Annotated in this window: 15 protein-coding genes and 2 tRNA genes; 8 read left to right on the top strand and 9 right to left on the bottom strand. The window is 65.5% G+C overall.

The genetic code is table 11. The annotated features are described in order from the left end of the window. Positions 1-1,527 (bottom strand): HAMP domain-containing protein (locus tag BoBH3_RS16655; RefSeq protein WP_262331928.1); only part of this gene is annotated, 1,527 nt, incomplete at its 3' end. Between the two features lie 254 nt (positions 1,528-1,781). Between BoBH3_RS16655 and BoBH3_RS16650 the strand changes: the two genes are divergently transcribed. Then, positions 1,782-2,558 carry a DUF1499 domain-containing protein gene (locus BoBH3_RS16650; RefSeq protein WP_262331927.1) on the top strand — a complete coding sequence of 259 codons (777 nt, stop codon included), beginning with the start codon at positions 1,782-1,784 and terminating at the stop codon, positions 2,556-2,558. A gap of 97 nt (positions 2,559-2,655) precedes the next feature. On the opposite strand, the gene BoBH3_RS16645 is transcribed toward BoBH3_RS16650, so the two are convergent. Beyond that, positions 2,656-3,570, bottom strand: coding sequence for an MBL fold metallo-hydrolase (locus BoBH3_RS16645; protein ID WP_262331926.1), 915 nt, complete (start codon positions 3,568-3,570; stop codon positions 2,656-2,658). Between the two features lie 163 nt (positions 3,571-3,733). On the opposite strand from BoBH3_RS16645, the gene BoBH3_RS16640 reads away from it, so the two are divergent. Then, positions 3,734-4,357 carry a biotin transporter BioY gene (locus BoBH3_RS16640; RefSeq protein ID WP_262331925.1) on the top strand — a complete coding sequence of 208 codons (624 nt, stop codon included), beginning with the start codon at positions 3,734-3,736 and terminating at the stop codon, positions 4,355-4,357. 80 nt (positions 4,358-4,437) lie between these two features. Here the strand turns inward: BoBH3_RS16640 and BoBH3_RS16635 are convergent, their stop codons facing one another. The 5 genes from BoBH3_RS16635 to BoBH3_RS16615 form a co-directional block, all read right to left on the bottom strand. Continuing rightward, a complete protein-coding gene (locus BoBH3_RS16635; RefSeq protein ID WP_262331924.1) occupies positions 4,438-4,569 on the bottom strand; it encodes a hypothetical protein in 132 nt (43 codons plus the stop codon). 412 nt (positions 4,570-4,981) lie between these two features. Beyond that, positions 4,982-6,322, bottom strand: a complete 1,341-nt coding sequence (locus BoBH3_RS16630) for an HlyD family type I secretion periplasmic adaptor subunit (RefSeq protein ID WP_262331923.1) — start codon at positions 6,320-6,322, stop codon at positions 4,982-4,984. A 46-nt stretch (positions 6,323-6,368) separates the two neighbouring features. Then, positions 6,369-8,426: a type I secretion system permease/ATPase gene (locus BoBH3_RS16625; protein ID WP_262331922.1), complete on the bottom strand. Its 2,058-nt coding sequence runs from the start codon at positions 8,424-8,426 to the stop codon at positions 6,369-6,371. A gap of 36 nt (positions 8,427-8,462) precedes the next feature. Then, positions 8,463-10,463, bottom strand: coding sequence for a hypothetical protein (locus BoBH3_RS16620; protein WP_262331921.1), 2,001 nt, complete (start codon positions 10,461-10,463; stop codon positions 8,463-8,465). A 136-nt stretch (positions 10,464-10,599) separates the two neighbouring features. Further along, on the bottom strand, positions 10,600-11,460 hold the full coding sequence (locus BoBH3_RS16615) for a hypothetical protein (protein ID WP_262331920.1): 861 nt from the start codon (positions 11,458-11,460) through the stop codon (positions 10,600-10,602). A 601-nt stretch (positions 11,461-12,061) separates the two neighbouring features. Between BoBH3_RS16615 and BoBH3_RS16610 the strand changes: the two genes are divergently transcribed. Further along, entirely contained in the window at positions 12,062-12,769 is a 708-nt protein-coding gene (locus BoBH3_RS16610; protein WP_262331919.1) for a transposase, read from the top strand. 117 nt (positions 12,770-12,886) lie between these two features. Here the strand turns inward: BoBH3_RS16610 and BoBH3_RS16605 are convergent, their stop codons facing one another. Next, positions 12,887-13,351, bottom strand: a complete 465-nt coding sequence (locus tag BoBH3_RS16605; protein WP_262331918.1) for a hypothetical protein — start codon at positions 13,349-13,351, stop codon at positions 12,887-12,889. A 177-nt stretch (positions 13,352-13,528) separates the two neighbouring features. On the opposite strand from BoBH3_RS16605, the gene BoBH3_RS16600 reads away from it, so the two are divergent. Together BoBH3_RS16600 and BoBH3_RS16595 are read left to right on the top strand one after the other, a co-directional pair. Further along, positions 13,529-14,029, top strand: coding sequence for a hypothetical protein (locus tag BoBH3_RS16600; protein WP_262331917.1), 501 nt, complete (start codon positions 13,529-13,531; stop codon positions 14,027-14,029). Between the two features lie 173 nt (positions 14,030-14,202). Continuing rightward, positions 14,203-14,442: a hypothetical protein gene (locus tag BoBH3_RS16595; RefSeq protein WP_262331916.1), complete on the top strand. Its 240-nt coding sequence runs from the start codon at positions 14,203-14,205 to the stop codon at positions 14,440-14,442. A gap of 67 nt (positions 14,443-14,509) precedes the next feature. On the opposite strand, the gene BoBH3_RS16590 is transcribed toward BoBH3_RS16595, so the two are convergent. Beyond that, positions 14,510-14,586, bottom strand: a tRNA-Pro gene (locus BoBH3_RS16590). A gap of 146 nt (positions 14,587-14,732) precedes the next feature. On the opposite strand from BoBH3_RS16590, the gene BoBH3_RS16585 reads away from it, so the two are divergent. From BoBH3_RS16585 to BoBH3_RS16575, 3 genes are all read left to right on the top strand, one after another. After that, a tRNA-Gln gene (locus tag BoBH3_RS16585) sits at positions 14,733-14,807 on the top strand. A 329-nt stretch (positions 14,808-15,136) separates the two neighbouring features. Next, complete coding sequence (locus BoBH3_RS16580; RefSeq protein WP_262331915.1) at positions 15,137-16,156, top strand: TRAP transporter substrate-binding protein; 1,020 nt, start codon at positions 15,137-15,139, stop codon at positions 16,154-16,156. A gap of 28 nt (positions 16,157-16,184) precedes the next feature. Next, positions 16,185-18,890: a bifunctional diguanylate cyclase/phosphodiesterase gene (locus tag BoBH3_RS16575; protein WP_262331914.1), complete on the top strand. Its 2,706-nt coding sequence runs from the start codon at positions 16,185-16,187 to the stop codon at positions 18,888-18,890. Positions 18,891-18,899: the final 9 nt, after the last annotated feature.

Genomic DNA, 18,899 nt, shown 5'->3' with positions numbered 1-18,899 from the left:
GTTGATGGCGCCCTTGAGATCGGCGAACTTGCCGCGATAGGCGGTCTCGACCCGGTTGGTCAGGTCACCGCCGGCGATCGCCGACAGCGTCCCGGCGAACTCCGTCGTGGCGGAATCCACCACGGCGTTGATCTCGTTGATGCCGGCGACGAGGCGCTGCATCTGCTCGTCGGCGTCCGTGATCTCGAGCCGGGCCGAGAAATCGCCGGCCGCAGCCGCAGCGACCACCTCGCCGACATCGGAGACCACCGCCTCGATCGACTGGGCACGCGCGAGGCGCGCGGCTGCCGCTGCGCGCTCCTGCTCTTCGAGGGCGCGCACGCGCAGGCCGTTCTCCTGGAAGACCGTGAGAGCGCCGGCCATGGCGCCGATCTCGTCCTTGCGGTCGCCATAAGGCACGGCGACCGAGAGATCGCCTTCAGCCATCGTCTTCATGACCTGCGTCATCTTGCCGATCGGCGCCGTCACACGCGACAGCACCAGCCAGAAGCCGAAAGCGGTGAGGCCGAGTGCGGCAACGAACAGCGCGGAATACCGCATCAGGCTCCAGAACGTCGTATCGACCGCGGTGTCGGCCTTATTGTTCAGGACCGTGATCGCGGCGCTGGCGATGTCGCCGACCGTCTCCAGCGCAGGCACCACCGACTCGCGCCAGACATCCGGCGTCAGCGAAACAGTCTGGCCCGACGTCAGCTTGCCGATCAGATCGTCCCGCATCTCCTGGAAGCGGCCGGAGAAATAGCTCGACTGCGCCTTGGCGACGGCAGCCCTGATCTCGGAAGCCGCCTGCGGCGTGTCGGCGATGGCGCGCAGCGAATTGAAGGCGAAGGTGCCGTTGCCTTCGGCGATGGTGATGGCGCGCGATTCCTTGGCGTCGAAGGGGCGGTTCTGCGCCAGGATCGAGCTGACCATCGCGCCGCTCGTGCCGGTCACGGCCCGGACGGACCAGGCCAGCGAGCGGACCATGACAAGGTCGGCCAGCGTCGGAGCGGCCGCGCGGATCTCGGCTTCGACCGCCGTGGATGCCGTCTCGAGAGTCTGGAGATAGTTCTCGCCGACCTTGAACACCGTGGCCGGCAGGTCCTTCGTGCGGGCGGCCGGCTGCTGCTTGGCTTCCGCATCGACCTGCGCACGGACCTTGCTGAACTCGGCCAGAGCGGTCTGAAGCGTGGCGACGGCGGATTTCACCTCGCCCTGCGGCCAGCGGGCGACGACCGGCAACGCCGAAGCCATCGCAGTGTCGACCGCCTTGCGGCGCATCATGTAGTTGTCGATCGAACCCTGGTTCGTCCCGGGAGGCTGGATCACCGACGTCTGCATCGAGGCGCGCTCGAGGCGAGCCGCGACGAGCGCGTCGAACAGGTTCTTGTTCAGGTCGGACAGCGTCGCGACCTTCTCGGCCGCGTGGTTGCGCTCGTATGCGGTCCAGATCTGCTGGCCGCTGAGCACGGCTACGACGAGCCCCATCAGGGCCAGGAGCCCGACGAGCATCGTCTTGATCGACATGTTGGAAAACAATTTGGTCACGCGAGCCCCCTGGTCACGGCTTGTGCTGCCTTTTCCGGAAATGGCAGCGACGCTGACTTACCGTTGCCAATGAAGCTCTTAAAAACGCGTTAGTTTCTATTGAGATGAGGTTGAAAAGGCTGGCCGCCGATGCCGAAATCAGGGAGCTGTGTTCCTGAGGATTCCCTGTGCCGGGTTCATCCTGCGGCGGCGTAAGCCTTTCCATCCGTGGCGGCGGCTTGCCTTCCGCGCGCGATGGCCTCACCTAGAGGGATATGCACCGTCGTCTCGTCTTCGAGGAACCGGTTTCGCGCGCCGCCGTCTGGAGCCGGAGGCTGGCGTGGTTTTCGCTCGCCGTGCTGCTGCTCTCCCTGCTGCTGGTCCGGCTCGGCGAGCCGAGCATCGAGGGGCTGGCGCCGGTCGCGGGCGCCTATGTCTTCGTGTTTGCCGCGCTGGGCCTCGCGATCATCGCCTTCATCCGCATCTGGCATTTCGGCCATCGCGGCGTCGGCATCGCGGCAGCGGCGCTGCTGCTGCTGCTGATCCCGCTCCTGCCGGCCGGCTATTTCGCCTTCAGGTTCCTGACCAGGCCGGCGCTGGCCGATGTCTCGACCGATATCGACGATCCGCCCGCCTTCAGCCGCTCGCAGGCTGCTCTGACGGCGCGTGCCGGCCGTGTGCCACCGGATGTATCGACCCTGCGCCGACGCGTACAGCGGCAGGCCTACCCCAAGGCGGTGCCGATCCTGCTGGAGGTGCCGGCGGAAGCCGCCTACGAACTGGCGCGGCGGGCGGCCGGCAGCCTCGGCTGGCAGGTGCTGGAGAGCGCGCGGCCGGGCGGGCGCAGCGGGGCAGGGCGGATCGAGGCGGTGGCGCGCGGACGCATCCTGCGTTTTTCCGAGGACATCACCATCCGCATCCGGCCGCGCGTCGACGGCAGCCGGATCGACGTCCGGTCGGCTTCGCGCCTCGGCAGCCATGATCTCGGCGTCAACGCCGAGCGGATCGCGGCTTTCGCGGACGAGATCGAGCTGCTGATGGACAGCCGCTAGATCATCGGACCGAATATCGTATTCGGTCCGATGATCTAACTTCTTGTTTCAGCATCGGCTTTTCCGAAAACCGCAGTCCACTTTTCGGGCCGATGCTCTAGCTGAGCTTGTAGCGGCTGCCGAGAGCGGGAACCTCGTCGCTTGATTCGACGACACTGCGCGCCACCAGATCCTCGAGCTGCGCCAGCACCGAGAGCGAGGCCGCCCCATGCAGCGCCGGTGCCAGCCCTTGATAGATCACCGGCACCATGGCGGCGATGGTGTCGTCGCCGAGCCCGAGCCGGTTCAGGATCGCGGCTTCGCGCTGGCGGCGGTGCTGGACGAGGCCGCGCAGGAAACGCTGCGGGTCCGTGACCGGCCCACCATGGCCCGGCCGGTAGAGCGCATGCTCCATGCCGCGCAGTTTCTCGATCGAAGCCATGTAGGCAGACATCGAGCCGTCCGGCGGCGCCACGATGGTCGTCGACCAGGCCATGACATGGTCGCCTGAGAACAGTGTCTGCTCCTCGGCAAGTGTGAAGGCGATGTGGTTGGCGGTGTGGCCGGGCGTCTCGACCGCCGCGAGGCTCCAGCCCGGGCCGGTGACGGTATCGCCGTCGCGCATCAGCCATTCGGGCGCAAAGCCCGTATCGCCGGCAGCATCCAGGACGCGGGCTTCGCCCGGGCCGAGCTCGCGCGAAGGGCGATGGGGGCCGCAGCCGACGATCCGCGCCCCGGTCGCCGCCTTGAGCGCCGGAACGGCGGGGGAGTGGTCCCGATGGGTGTGCGTCACGACGATGTGGCTCACCGTCTCTCCGGCGACGGCTGCGAGCAGCCGCTCGACATGAGCGGGATCGTCCGGGCCGGGGTCGATGATCGCCACCGTGCCATGGCCGACGATGTAGCTGCAGGTGCCGGTGAAGGTCATCGGGCCGCCATTGCCGGCGATGACGCGGCGCACGAGCGGAGACAGGGGGGCGACCTCGCCGGCCGGCGTGGTTGCGCTTCTGTCGAATTCGATGTCGTCGCTCATGCCTCCTTGTAGCGCATGCGACGCGGCCTGCCTCTTGCGGATTCCGCGCAAGCCATCTGTCCATATGCGCAGGGGGATGCCGGCTTGTGGCCTCCGGCGGCTTTTCCTATAGACGCGAAAGCGGTCGCGACGCGCGGCCGTTTGCGGAAAGGATCCCAAGCCCATGGCCGAGACGCTCCCCATGCAGGCGCCAACGCTCGCTGGCACGCTCTTCCCCGCCGCCGGCGCCCGCTCTGTCGCGCTGCGCAACGCCGCGCTCGTCGTCGCCGGCAGCCTGCTGATGGTTCTGGCCGCGAAGGTCAAGGTGCCGTTCTGGCCGGTGCCGATGACGCTGCAGACGCTGGCCGTTCTCGGTCTTGGCGCCGCCTATGGTGCGCGCCTCGGCGCCGCGACGATAGCGCTCTACATTGCCTATGGCCTGATCGGCCTGCCGGTCTTCACCAACACGCCGCCGGTGGCCGCCGGCCCGCTCTATCTCGTCGGCCCGACCGGCGGCTTCCTCGTCGGCTTCGTCGTTGCCGCGGCCGTCGCGGGCTGGGCAGCCGAGCGTGGCGCCTCGCGCCTGCGTCTCGTCGGCGGGCTCGTGCTGGCCGATCTCGCGCTTCTGACGCTCGGCTGCCTGTGGCTCGCCTTCGGCGCGCAGATGGCGGGCGGCGTGACCGGCGTCGGGTTTGCCAAGGCCTTCGCCTATGGCGCCGAACCCTTCCTGCTCGGCGAGGCGCTCAAGGTCGCGCTGACGGCCTGCTTCGCGGGCGCAGGCTGGTCGCTGATCGGCCGTCGCGGCTGAGCGAGAACGTCCTTCGAAATGGAAAAGGCCGGGGCTTGCCCCGGCCTTTTTCGTTGTCTTAAGCCCTGTCCGTCGATGCGTCAGTTCGTCTGCTGGCCGCCGCAGCTCTTGTCGGACATGCCGAAGAACGGACCGAAATTGCCGCATTTGTCGCAGGCCGAGAGCGACAGGGCCAGCCCGAGAAGACCGGCAAGGATGACAACGCGCTTCATGGTTTTCGACCGTCCGTTTCGAAGAGGACGGCACCCTAGAGGCTGTCGAGGCGCTTGGACAGGGGGCAGGCGACCGTTCAGAAGCCAGCGCCGGAGAGCCACCCCAGGATGCCCGCCGCCGAGAGGGCGATCAGGGCGATCGTTGCTTTTGCCTCGTTCGGCCAGTGGGTCAGCATCGCTCGTCTCCTTCTTCGGAGGCGGTGCAATAGTCGCGCCATCTGACAGATGGGTGACGGTTTCCCGGTGCCGTTGGCACCGGGAAACCGCCTTCCTGGCCGGCAAGGGCGGGCGAGGCCGGCTGGAAGCGCATCAGAACGCTTCCGTGCTTCTCCGAAGCGCAGAAGCGTTCTAGCTCTTTACTCGTCGCATTTTCTTCACGCGAAGCGGTTCCCACTTCGCCCGAAAATGCGTCTCAGGTCTCGCGGAAGGCCCGCGCCATGCTGTCCTTGAGCGGTTGCAGCAGGTACTCGAAGAAGGTCCGTTCCGTGGTCTGGATGTAGACGTCCGCCGGCATGCCGGCCGTCGGCCGGAAATCATGAACGTCTGCGAGGCTCTTCGCATCGAGCCTTGCGCGAACGACATAAAGGTCGGGTACACCCGGATAGGCGCGCTGCTTCTCGTCGGGCAGGGCGTCTGCCGAGATGTAGATGACGCGGCCCGAGACCATCGGCGTGGTGCGCTGGTTGAGGGCGGTCAGCCTGACCGAGGCGAGCTGGCTGTGCTTGATCTTGTCGATGTCCTGCGGGCGCACGCGGGCCTCGATGATCATTTCGTCCTGCAGCGAGACGATCTCCATGATGTTCTTGCCGGGCTCGATGACGCCGCCGGAGGTGTGATAGCGCAGCTTGACGACCGTGCCCCTGACGGGGGCCGTGATGACGGAACGATTGAGGATGCCCTTCACCGTGTGGATGCGCTCGCGCACATCGTTGAGGTCGGCGCTGATCTCCTGGAACTGATCCGAGGCGGCCTTCTGCGCAGCCTTGCGCACACCGTCGATCTGCTCCAGCGAACGGGCGATGCGTTCGCGCGAGTCGCCGATGTCACCGGTGATGCGGCCGGCCTCGCCGGTGAGGTTGGCGGCCAGCCGTTGCAGCGAGAGCACCTCCGGCTTGCGGATGTAGCCGCGCTGCAGAAGCGCCTGCTTGCCTTCGAGCTCCTCCTTGAGGAGTTCCGTCTGTTTCTCGATGCCGGCGAGCTGGATTTTGCTGCCAGTGATCTTCTCCTCGAGCGCGTCGATGCTCTTCTGGTGCGCCGCGATCTCGCTTGCGATGTTGTTCTGGCGCGCGCGGAAGGCCAAGCGCTGGGTGACCAGCAGGGCCGCGATGTCAGGGTCGGCGCTCTGCTCGCGCAGATGGGCGGGGAAGGCGAAATCGCTCGATCCGGCGATCTCGGCGCGCAGCCGCGCCTCGATCGTTTCCAGCCGGTAGAGCTTGAGTTCATGACGGCGCAGCTCGGCGCGCGGGGAGACGTCGTCGAGCTTCACCAATTGCTGCCCTGGCTCGACGATGTCGCCTTCGCGGACGAGTATCTCCCGGATCACGCCGCCTTCGAGATGCTGGATCGTCTTGTTCTGGCCTGTGGTCACGAAGACGCCGGTGGCGATGACGGCGCCAGCGATCGGCGCCGTGTTGCCCCAGACACCGAAGCCCATCACCGTCGAAGCGACGATGACGATGCCCGCGATCGTGGCCCCCCGGGTGCTGCGTGGCACGTCGCCGTACCAGGGCTGCGAAACCATTTCCTGCGCCATGTGCCTCTCCCTCCCCATGCCCGGATTCGGTCCGGGTCTTGTGGTTTCAATGCGGGCGCGGACCGCCGCCTTCGATGCTGCGCTGGCCGACGATCATCGGCAGGATCTCATCACGCGAGCCGATGGCCTGCACCGCCCCGTCCTTGATCATCATGATCTTGTCGACGTTGCGCAGCAGGGCCGGGCGCTGCGTCACCGCCACGACGGTCATGCCGCGGCTCTTCGCCCGCTCGAAGGCGCGTGCCAAGGCCATCTCGCCCAGGGTGTCGAGGTTGGAGTTGGGCTCATCGAGCACGACGAGGCGCGGATTGCCGAAGAAGGCGCGGGCGAGCCCGAGGCGCTGCTTCTGTCCGCCGGAGAGAGGCGCGCCGTCGATGCCAATCTGCGTCTCGTAGCCATGGGCGAACTGCGCGACCATCTCATGGATATCGGCGATCTCGGCCGCCTCGAAGACGTCGGCGTCGGAAGCGTCCTCGCGCATGCGGGCGATGTTGGCCTTAATCGAGGCCGGGAAGAGCTGCACGTCCTGCGGTAGGTAGCCGACGCTCTCGCCGAACTGGCGCGGGTCCCAGTTGCGCTGCTCCATCCTGTCGAGCCGGACCGTGCCGGCTGTCGGTGAGATCGAGCCGACGAGCATGCGCGCCAGCGTCGACTTCCCACAACCTGAGGCGCCGACGATGGCGAGCGAATCACCCGGCTCCAGGCTGAAGCTGATACCGTTGAGGATGACCTTCTTGTTCGGTGGCGGCACGTAGAGGATGCGCTCGACATCGAGCCGGCCCTTGGGGCTCGGCAGCCTCAGCCTGTCGAGATTGAGGGGTGAGGCCTGAAGCAGCGCCTTGACGCGGGAATAGGCGGCGCGCGCATGGATGAAGTTGCGCCAGCCCTCGATCGTGCCTTCGAGCGGGGCCAATGCGCGGCCGGCGACGACGGACGAGGCGATGACCATGCCGCCGGTGAGCTGGCTCTCCAGCGAGAGCATGGCGCCCCAGCCCAGCATGGCGACCTGGGTGCCGAGCCGGAAGAACTTGGACGCGCCGGTCATCATGATGTTGCGGTCCTGCGCGCTGACCTGCGACTTTAGGGATTCGGCGGTCTCGCGGCCCCACATCAGCACGCCCTCGGGGATCATGCCCATGGCGTTGATGACCTGCGCGTTGCGCGACATGGCCTCCGATTGGAGGTTTGCCCGCGTCGAGAAGGCGCTGGAGCGTGCGAAGGGAACGGCCGTGAATTGCTGGTTGAGATAGGCGATCAAGAACAGCACCAGCGCCGCGACGGTGACGATGTAGCCGAGATGCGGATGGATCAGGTAGACCGCGAGCAGGTAGATCGGCGCGGTCGGCGCATCGAGCATCGTCAGGATGACGGGGCCGGTCAGGAAGCTGCGGATCTGCTGCAGGTCGGCCAAGGTCTGGAACTCGCGGTTCGAGCCGGTCTGCGCGGCCTTTGCCGCAGCCGCGAGCACTGGGCCGCCGAGTCTGCTTTCGACATCGACCGCCACCCGCATCAGGATGAAGCGGCGCACCATGTCGAGCAGCACATGCGCAGCGATCGCCAGCATAACGATGATCGAGAGCATCACCAGCGTGTCGAGGCTGCGGCTGGTCAGCACGCGGTCCGACATCTGGAAGAGGTAGATCGGGACGGCGAGCACGAGCGTGTTCACCATGATCGAGAAGATCGCCACGATCACGAGGTTGCGCCGAGCGCCCGACAAGCCGGCGCCAAGGACCTGCTTGAAGTCGCGGTCGCCGAGGCGCTGTTCGATGCCGCCACCGCGTCCGGAGCCGCCATTGCCGCCGCCGCCACCGCCGCCACCGCCCTTTCCCTTGTCGCCGCTGTCGCCGCCGAGCTGGGTCTTGGGCTCCTGCACATCCGGCCGCGGCCGCAGGTTGACCTCCTCGATGGCTGGCTGGCCGTCGCTGCGGGCGTCTGCGCGCTCCGTGGCGGGCGCGGCGCGGTCCGTTGCATTGTTGGTGTTGGCGGTGGGCGCGATCCTGACCGTGCCGAGCCCGATAGCGGGCGGCAGACCGATCATCCTCACCGGGTCCGTGCCGGCAGGCGCCGGCGTAACCGGCGTCGCTTCGATCTTTTCTCTCATGCCTGCCCCCTTCTCCAACCTGTCTTTTCTTGTTGCTCAGACCAGAATGTTCGACGTCAGGTGATCGTGCTGTGCCGGATCGGGAACCGGGGTCGACGGGCAGTCGTGCTGCGGCTCCTGCGCCGCGTGCTCCGCGAAGGCCACGAGTTCCGGCACCAGCGTGGTGGTGTCGTGGATTGTCACGGTGTCGCTGTCGGTGACGATGTTCACCTGGATCAGCATCGAGTCCTCATAGGCTTCGCCGGCGAGGTAATTCGATGTAGACAGCAGGCCCGGATCGACGATGTAGGCTTCATTGAGCGCACTGTTGCCGCCGGCCGCGACGCCCTGTTCGGTGCCGCCATTCGCGCTGGCCTGGATGCTCTGGTCGCCGTCGATGAGGAAGTTGACCTGCGTAATGACGTTGGCGTCGTAGTAGTCGCCGGTGACGTAGAGAATCTTCAGCGTGCCGGAGGCGTTGCCGTACAGATCCCAATCGGCATTGGGGGTGAGCGTCGTCGCTCCGCCGGCGAGCTGCCCGAGCAGGTCATGATGCACGTCCTGCAGAGGCTTGAAGGCCGTCGCGTCGTAGGTCGAGATGGTGGCCTTGTTCGTCAGGCTGTTGAAGCCCGTCGTGACTGTCGTGCTACCGTCGTCGTCGCCGGCCGTGCTGTAGAGCTTGGCCGAGTCGGGGTCTAGCATGATGTTGTACTGGTATATCCAGTCCGAACGATGGTAATTTCCGCCGATGATGATGATGTCGTAATCGGCGATTCCGTAGATCTTGGTCAGGTTGAGCTGGAGATTTTCGCCCGTTTCAAGGTGAAAATAGACTCCGGATTCGGCCTGGACTGTCCGGTCGTTGTCATCGAGGCCGTTGAACTGAACGACCGACTTCACGTCATAGAAGTCGCCGTTCATGACGTCGACGACCCAATGTGGCGTTGCAGCAGCGCCGCGCACCTCAATCGTCGATTCATGGGTGATGAAATCGGCGATGTTGTGGGCTTCGTTGCCCTGGGTCTTCACGATCGGATCGAGAGCGCCGGAGACGGCGATATCGACATGGTCGTTGTCGACCAGGATGTTCGCCTGGACGATGCCGCGACTGTAAAAGTAGTCGCCGCCGACGATCATCGAGCCGACGGCCTCGTTGAGATCGATGATCTCGCAGGCGTTGATCTGCGTGTTGAGGCCGGCTTCGACGAGTGTCGCTACGCCGCCCGTCGGGCCGGTGACCTCGTGGGTCGCTGTCGTGCCGGTGGTCTCGACGACAGGCTTGCTATCGCTCCAGGGAGCGCTGTCGAGAACGGTGGGCACATAAGGATCGGGCGCGCCGGCCACGCCGTCGACGATGCGGCCCACAGGGGCTGCCTCGGCCGAGCTGCCGTCCGGATTGGGGCTTCCCGTCTCGGCCCAGAGCGCGTCGCGCGCCGATACCATGGCGATGACATCGCTCGTGCCGAGGTGGAGCGCGGTCATCATGTCCGGCACGCCGTCAGGGGCGATGTCGTTGGCCTGGTCGACCAGGGCGGCGAATTCGCCCTCGAGGTGCAGTTCGGGGGGCACCACGACGCTGCCATCGCTGTAGGTAATCGCGTCCGAGGTGACGAGATCCCGATCGCTCGCCACGTTGATCTGCCTGATCTGGAGCAGGCCTTCGCCGTCGGCGCCGCGATAATCGACCGTGATCTCTCGGGAGGTGAAGCGGAAGCCGCCGGAAACGCCGAAGTTCTCGACGTGGGGTGGCAAGGGCTTCAGCCCGGTCGGGGGCGCGGACAGCACCTTGGTGGGTACGCCGAGAGCGGAGTGAGGCGAGACAAACAGCTGGCTCGAGCCCGGATCTGCCGGTAGCGGCTGGTTTATCCTGGTCGGAACCGAAGCAAGCTCGTCGAAGGCGAGGCCCCGAAGCGGCTCGCTGGGGGGAACGAAGCTCTCCGGTTCGAGCGGCGGACCCGGATCGCCCTCATAGAGGACCTGAGTCCGGGCCACGGAATCCGCGATGTGCAGGTAGCCGATGAAGTGCCAGATCGTCTCGGTGAAGCCGCCGGTCTGCATGGCACAATCCTCCGCTCTGCCCGATTTGCGTCGGGTGGGAAGGGTTCACGCGCGGTTGCGTGCGAAAATAATGGAAGCGCCGGAGCGGAAACCGCGCGGGGAGGGCCCCGCGCGGTGGCGTCGCTTCGGACAAGGCTTACAGGGAGTCGAGAGCGTCCCCGGAACCCACAGTCATATCGATCGAGTTGAACTGGATGTTCGCACCCTGGACGATCGACTGGGTGAAGGCTTCCTGCGAGAGCGTGGCAGCCGCGGTGGCCGCGCCGGCGCCGCTGAAGTCGCCGTCATCGCCGCCGAGCCCACCGAGATTGGCCGTCGCGTTGCCGCCCTGAGCGGTGGCGTTCATCGTGAAGTCGCCGACCGAGTTGGCATCGGAGCCGCACGGATCCCAGCAGCACGCATCGGCCACGCCGCCGGCGCTGTACGACACGGAGGCGCCGCTGAGCGAGTCGTTGTCGGTCAGGTTGTTGATCTGATCGATATTGAAGTTGTTGCCTTCGTAGACGCTCTGCGTGACCACATCCGGCATGACGATGGAGTCGGTGATGCCGTAGATGCTGTCGATGTCGATGGCCTCGTTGTCCTGAGGCCCGGTGATGGCGCCCTCGAGGCTGAGGTCGACAGTCACGTCAACGTTCACGCAGTTGTTGACGTGGTTGTTAACCTCGTTGTCGAGCTCGTTGTAGTTGACGTTGCCGTTGGCATTCAGGTTGCCGTTGCCGTTCAGATTGCCGTTGGCGTTCAGGTTGTCATTCCAGACGCTGGTGTCGACCGCCTGGCCGGCATACTGGCCGACGGCCTGACCGGCATACTGCGACTGGCCCTGGGACTGACCCTGGCCCTGGCCCTGACCCTGGCCTTGTCCCTGACCCTGACCCTGCAGCTGGCCCTGAAGTTCGGCCTGACCCTGCAACTGACCCTGAAGCTCGCCCTGGCCCTGAAGCTGGCCCTGCGTCGGATCGTCGTTGTTGTGATGGTTGTTGTTGTGGTTACCCATGACACGCTCCTGTGTGATCAGGAGACATCGCCGCTCCGGGTCAGGCGCCTCTCTTCTGCGCTGCGCCGTCCCGCCCTCAACGATGTCGATTGAATGGAAAGGCTTCGTTTTTGGGATTTTTGCTCAGCCGGTGAAAGATTGAGCGTCATCCTCTTGCCGGATCATCTGCTCCGGTATTGATTTGGTTCTAGGTCATTGGCGTACCTCCTCGCTTGTTGTTCATGATGTTGTTCCAATGAAACCGGTCTTTTCTTGTTTTGTCTTTCAGGTTTCGCTGGAGCAAATTCTATTAAATTGGCAATAATCTATAGTTGCGCCGAACGGGCGCTCAATGACGAGCAGTTTGACAATAGATTGGCGCTGCAGAAATTGCGCTCTGCGTAAGCATAGGCTCTATATTAGAAGATTAAGTCAGAAAGGCTGACCGAAACGTCCTCAGTGTTTTTTCTTCCCTATCGGACGCGCCGCCTATATAAACAGCCATGGATGGGCTGGGGGGTCAATGTGCTGAATCGTTACCCTAAATTAACTAAGCGTTGACTTTTCCTGACCCAAGGGCAATCGCCCCTTGGGCGGAAACCTGCGCGCCGGAGGGTTGGCTATGGCGAACGCCGTCCGCCTGCACGACGAAAAGGCTGCCGTCTGCTCGCTGGAGAAGTTGGTCTGGCGGGAGGGCCCGGTCTGCCCTCATTGCGGGGAGACCTGCCGGCTGGGCCGGCTGAGCGGGCAGAGCACTCCGATCGGTGCCTGGAAGTGCTACGCCTGCCGCAAGCCCTTCACGGTTCGACACGGCACCATCTTCCAGAACAGCCACGTTCCCATGCATGTCTGGCTTCAGGGGCTCTACCTGCTGGTCGCGAGCAAGCACCGGGTGAGTTCGCAGAAGCTCGGGCAGGTTCTTGGCGTCTCGGTCCGCACCGCCTGGCATCTCAAGACCAAGATCGCGGCGGGGCTGGCCGCCGCTGAGGACTACGAGGAGCCACAGGGAGCCGTGCGCCTATTGGAGCGGGTCGTCCGCGAACCGATCGCGGACGACCCGGCGCCGCTCCAGCCGGGGCAGGCTGTCTGCAAGTCGCGTTACGAGCGCTTCCTCAAGGCGATCGAGAACCTTGCCGATGCGAGCAGCGATGCGCTTTTCCTCGATGCGCTGCACCAGCTCCTGCTGCCGTCGAGCGAGCTGGAGCGGAGCAGCGGCATCCTGGCCTCCGGCCGCGGCATCGAGCAGCAGCTCGAACTCAGCCTCTTCGACGACGGCAAACGACAGATGGGTGGCTCCCGCAGCCCGCCTCGCGAGGACGGCGAAACCTAGGGCGTAAGACCTTTGCGAGGACAGACTCCCGATCCCTTTATCGCTCGGCCCTGGGGCGAACCGGCTCCCGTTCGGGTCAATATGGCTCGAACTGCGGCCCCGTATGGGGCCAGAAGCCTAGCCGAAGGCCGGTCCGCGCCGGAGGCACTGGTCGACATGTTCCTCCCAGAGCCTCAGAAGCGTAACGTCGCCAGGCGTGGGCGAGGGCTCGATCTCATCGTCGAGATCGCTGTGAGGCCGCAATGCCTCGATGAAGGCAACGGCTCCGCGCGCGCCGGCGGTGAAGGCGGGGTCCTCGCGGCTGCTCAGCAGGAAGATCTCGGCGCCGATCAGTTCCGGCCCGATGCCGGTCACGGTGTTGAGGACCTCAGACTGCACCGCGGCCAGGGCGTGGTCGCGCATCGGGCCGCAATGGCGCTGCGCCAGCAAGGTGACAAGCGTGGCCAGGAAGCCGATGATCTGTGGCTGCAGCCAGTCGCCGGCCTGCAAGGTCACGCTCGCGCTGGGGTCGCGCTGCAGAAAGGGCGCGATCGTGGCGTGAGCCAGGCGGCGCGCCCTGCGGATTTTGATGAGCTCGAACATGGCGGCCCCCCGCCTTAAGGTCTGTATTCCCGGTCCAAACGCCGACCGAAACCTCGCCCCGATGAGATAGCGATGCGCAAGCCCGCCCGAGGACAATCGGTCCTGCCGCCCCGCCCCGATTTCGCAGCGCAGGAGGCGCTCGCCGCACAGCGTTCCTCTGGCCGCAGATTAACCTTCATGAACCTGATAGGCGACCTGAATCTCGCCTGGTCGAACAATGAGAGCCTGTTCATCTATGTGCTGATGGTGCTGCTCGGCACAGACGAGCGGGCCGCGGCGATCGTCTTCGCCACGCTGAACACGACGCGCGCGCGTCTCGACCTGGTGCAGCGCCTCGCCAAGATCGCGGTATCGGACCGGGCCGTCCGCAACGAACTCACCGACGTCGTCGAGCGATTCTCAGCGGCGACCCGGCTGCGCAACGATTTCAGCCATGCGACTTTCGTGATCGACGATCATGGCGAGATCACCCACACCCAGCACATGAAAGTGGAGGAAAGCCGCGGAAACCTCCGCTTCGGGGTGCGCCGGCCGGTCGATGATGCGAGGCTGGAGGAAATCGTCCATACGATCCGCGAACTCGACACGCTCAACCGGCGCATCTGGGATCTCATGCCGCTGCTCGAAGCCGCGACGGAGCGGCAGCGAAACCGGAGCGAGCCGGAGCGGCGGGGATGATGGTCACCACATTGGAACGGCATCCACCGGCATAATCGTTGCCAAATCGTTACCGGCGTAACGATGGATGTTCCGATATGATACATAGTGCCTCGAAGGCAAACACGAATCTTGCTTTACTGCCGGCGCGCCCGACCAAGGGGCAGGCTACAAGAAATCTTCTTGCCGGAAGCGTGTGTGCTTTCGCCTTGCTGGTCCCGGTCGAGGGGCAGGCCGATTGGCAGGTCAACGAACAGACCGATGCCAACGGCAAGACCTGGACGGCCCGCCGGATCAAGCCGCTCAATTTCGCAATCACCGAATTACCTGACGGCCCGGCACCGGCCAACGACTGCCCTGGGCTCGCCTTCGAGATCCCGAATCCGAGGGCCGGAGAGGCGCGCTGCGTCGGCTACCTCGCCAAGCGCCGCTGATGTCGCGACAGCAAAAAGGCCCCGGAAGGGGCCTTTTTGCAATTCCTTGCAATATCTCGGGAAATTTTGGTCGGAGTGGCAGGATTTGAACCTGCGACCCCCTCGTCCCGAACGAGGTGCTCTACCAGGCTGAGCCACACTCCGATTAACTGGTGGGCGGCTTATAGCCAGCGCGCGCCGGCTGCGCAACAGGGTGTTTGCAGCCTGTTGCGTATTTCTTGACTCGCCGCGGGCCGCTTCGAAAACCGGCTTTCCCTTTCCGGGCCGATGCTCTAGAACGCGCGGCGCATTGGGGCGTCGCCAAGTGGTAAGGCAGCGGTTTTTGGTACCGCCATTCGGAGGTTCGAATCCTCCCGCCCCAGCCATCTCGTCTCAGAACCCGAAACTGTCGGCTGCACTTCCGGAACTGGCGGCAATGTCGGGCGGCAGTGCACTGCGCATGTCAAAGACGCGATCAGAAGCGCCTTCGGGGCCAATTCAGGTGCCGCCAGCCTGAAAGGCCGGGCTTCGCTCAAAAATCGACCGTGACAACGCAAGGCGGTATTTTTAAGTTCAACTCCGTTAACCCGTGAAGCCGACTATTGCCCGCGCATGGCATAAGGGGCGAGGCATGAGCCATCGGGCTCGACAGGGAGCCGGCGGAAGCCATTTCCTCAAGGGAATGTGCGTTGGGATCGTGCTCGCGGCCTTGCTCATGCCGATGGGCCGCGCAGGCCTTGCCCAACCGCGCGAAGGGGCGCCGATCAAGCTACAGGTTATCGGCGGGCTGGCGGGCGTCACTCAATACACCAAGATCGAACAACCCTTCTGGCGGTCCGAAATCGAGACCCTTTCCAGGGGGCAGGTCAGCGCCACCATTCGGCCGCTCGATGCTGGCGGGCTGCGCAACCAGGAAATGCTGCAGCTCCTGCGGCTGGGCGTCGTGTCGATCGGTACTGCGCTGCTCGGGGTGGTTGCGGGGGACGATCCGGAACTCAACGCAGTCGACCTGCCGGCGCTGAATCCCGATGTGGCGACGCTGCGCCGAACAGTGGGGGCGTTTCGGGAGCATCTGCGCAATGTGCTGCAGGAGCGCTACGAGATCGAACTCCTCGGAATCTATGCCTATCCAGCCCAGGTGCTGTTCTGCGCCGAGCCCTTCTCCGGGCTGGACGCTCTGGCGGGCCGCAAGATCCGCACATCCTCGGTTGGGCAATCGGAGCTGATCGCGGGGATCGGAGCCGTCCCAGTGATGCTGCCTTTTGCCGAGATCATCGCCAATCTGCGTGCCCATGTCGTCGATTGTGCGGTCACCGGCACGCTCAGCGGCTACGAGATCGGCCTGCCGGGTGTCACCTCCCATGTCCATTCCATGGCGTTGAGCTGGGGCGTGTCGGTCTTCGGGGCCAATTCGACTTACTGGAACGGGCTGCCGGCCGAGGCTCGCGACGTGATCCGGCTGGGCGTGGGCCAGCTCGAAGAGCGGATCTGGTCGCAGGCCGAGGCGGATACGCAGCGCGGCCTTGCCTGCAATGCCGGTTTGGCAACCTGCCCCGGCAAGCCCGAGCGACCCATGGTCGTCGTGCCGACTTCGCCGGCGGATGAGGCGCGCCGTCGCCGCCTCATCGCGGAGGTGGTCCTGCCGCGCTGGCTCGAACGCTGCGGCCAGGATTGCCTGCGCTCCTGGAACACCTACCTCAGGCCTCTTCACGCTGTGGATCCGAAGACGCCATGACGGGCCTCGTGTGCTGCGGCGGGGAGCCATGATCCACCGCCTCAAACTCATGGTCGGCGCGGGGACGGTCGTCATCCTGGCCGCGATAGCCGCCGGCACGGTCCATCTGGTGATGCGGAGCAAGCAGGCCGCGTGGCAGAATGCGGAGCAGTCTCTCGAGCTCTCGGCCGTGGCCGTCGAGAATGTCTTCAACCGCCAGCTGCTCCAGGTGGACGGCGCGCTCGCGAGCCTGACGTCGCTGTTCGGGGCGGCGAATATCTCGCCCGACCAACCGGAGGCGGCGAGCCGGCTCCTTCGTGGACTCAATTTCCAGACGATGGCGTTTCGGGATCTGCTGCTCGTTGCCCCGAACGGGAGCATCATCGCATCCGCCCGCCCGCGAGGCGCGAGCCGTGTCCTGCCGTCAGGGGTCGTGCTGGCCCGGCAGGCGCCGACGAGCCTCGTCGGTCCGTTGCGGAACGCTGTCACGGGGGACTGGTCGCTCTACGTCACCCGTTCCGTCCCGGCGTGGAAAGGCGTCGCCCCCGTCGCCGAGGTGCCGCTGCACATGCTGATGGGGCGGCTGGCGGAGACCAGCGTCAGCCCGGGCGCACAGATATTCCTGGAACGGGCCAACGGCCAGCTGATCGCCGCGCTGCCGCATGACGAGCTCCTGATCGGAAAGCAGCGCGAAGCCTCTGCGCGTGCGCCCACTGTCGACGGCAAGGCTTTCCTCACCGACCAGGACGCTGCGAATGGCGGCAGCCTGGCCGTGGCTCGCGCTACGCTCTACGGCGACATCCAGGTGGTTCTCTCTGCGAGCGCCAAGAGCCTGCTCGCGGAATGGCGCAAGGATCGTGACGGCACCGTTCTGGCCGCGCTGCTCGCCGCGCTCCTGATCTCTGCCTTCGCCGCGGCGCTCATTCACGCCATCGGCCAGCGCGAGCGGGCGGATGCCGAACGGGCGCGGGCCGCCCGCGTCCTGGGCAATGCCATCGAAGCCATGGCCGACGGCTTCGTGATGTGGGACAAGGACGATCGGCTGATGACCTGCAACCAGCGCTACAAGGATCTTTATGCGCTGAGCGCTCCCTTCATGACCGTCGGGGCCAGCTTCGAAGACATCATCCGCGGCGGGGCCGAACTCGGACAGTATCCGCAGGCGAGCGGCGATCTGGAGGCATTCGTCCAGGAGATCGTGCTCTGGCATCGAAGCGGGGCCGGCGCCCGCGAGCGCCTGCTTCCCGACGGGCGCTGGCTCCTCATCACCGAGCGGCGGACGGCGGATGGCGGCACCGTCGGCATCCGTACCGACATCACGGCGCTCAAGGCCGCATATGCCGAACTGGCTGCCGCCAATGCGCGGGCGAACGAGGCGGCTGAGGAAGCGCGGCGGCAGAACGAGACCCTTGTCGAGCAGGAAAGCCGGATTCGCTTCCTGGCCCATCACGACGACCTGACCGGGCTGCAGAATCGCTTCGCCTTCCGACAGCAGATCGTGAAGCGTCTGCAGAGCCGGCGCGGCCCGGTGGCCCTGCTGTTCCTCGACCTGGATCGATTCAAGGACGTCAACGACACGCTCGGCCATCCGGTCGGCGACCTGCTGCTGCAATCGGTCGCCGAGCGCCTGGCGGCCTGCGTGCCCGATGCCAGCTGCGTCGCGCGCCTGGGCGGCGACGAGTTTGCGGTTCTCAGTCTGGAGCCCGGGCAGCCGCAACAGGCCGAGGCGCTGAGCGCCCGCATCATCGATGCGCTGAGCCAGCCCTATGTCATCCAAGGGCGGACCATCGCCATCTCGGCCAGCGTCGGCATCGCCGTGGCGCAGGGACCCGGCTCGGACGCCGACATCCTGCTGAAGCAGGCGGATCTCGCGCTCTACCAGTCCAAGGCGCAGGGGCGGGGCACGTTCTGCGTCTTCACGGCCGAGATGGACCAGGAGCTTCGCGGCCGCATCGCGATGGAGGCGGATCTGCGCCGTGGCCTGGCCGAACAGCAATTCGAGCTGGCCTACCAGCCGGTCTACCAGTTGGGCTCCCAGCAGCTCTGCGGCTTTGAAGCGCTGCTGCGCTGGCATCATCCCGAACGCGGCATGATCGAGCCGGCGGAGTTCATACCGCTTGCCGAGGAGACCCGGCTCATCGTCGAAATCGGCGCTTTCGCGCTGCGTCAGGCCTGCATGGATGCCGCCCAGCTTCCGGGCTCCCCGCGGATCGCTGTCAATCTGTCGCCGGTGCAGCTCGCTTTCGGCGATGCGATCGGAATGGTCCGCGATATCCTGGGCGAGACGGGCCTCGACCCCGGCCGGCTCGAGCTGGAGATCACCGAGACCGCGCTGTTCGCTGACGACAACCGCAATCTCGCGGTGCTCAGAGCCCTCAAGGACCTCGGCGTCCGCATCGTGCTCGACGATTTCGGCACAGGCTATTCCAGCCTGAGCCATCTGCGGCTCTTCCCGCTCGACAAGGTCAAGATCGACCGCTCGTTCGTGCGCGACATGACGAGCAGGCCCGACAGCGCCGCCATTGTCGTCGCCGTCGCCGCGCTCGCGACGGAGCTCGGCATGACGACCACGGCGGAGGGGATCGAAACGCTCGACCAGTTGCGCGCCGTCCAGCGGGCAGGCTGTACGGAGGCTCAGGGCTATCTGCTTGGCAGGCCGCAGCCGATCATCCAGGCGGTCCACACCACCTTTTTCAGCGACGAACTCAAGAAGCTGATGCGCAAGACCGGACGGGCTCCCGTCCGGCATTCATGAGGCCCAGCC

Source organism: Allobosea sp. BH3 (genome assembly GCF_025499465.1).
In the GTDB taxonomy this organism is placed as follows: Bacteria; Pseudomonadota; Alphaproteobacteria; order Rhizobiales; family Beijerinckiaceae; genus Allobosea.
The sequence above is the reverse complement of the archived record's forward strand: the minus strand, read 5'-3'. Positions and strand labels throughout refer to the sequence as shown.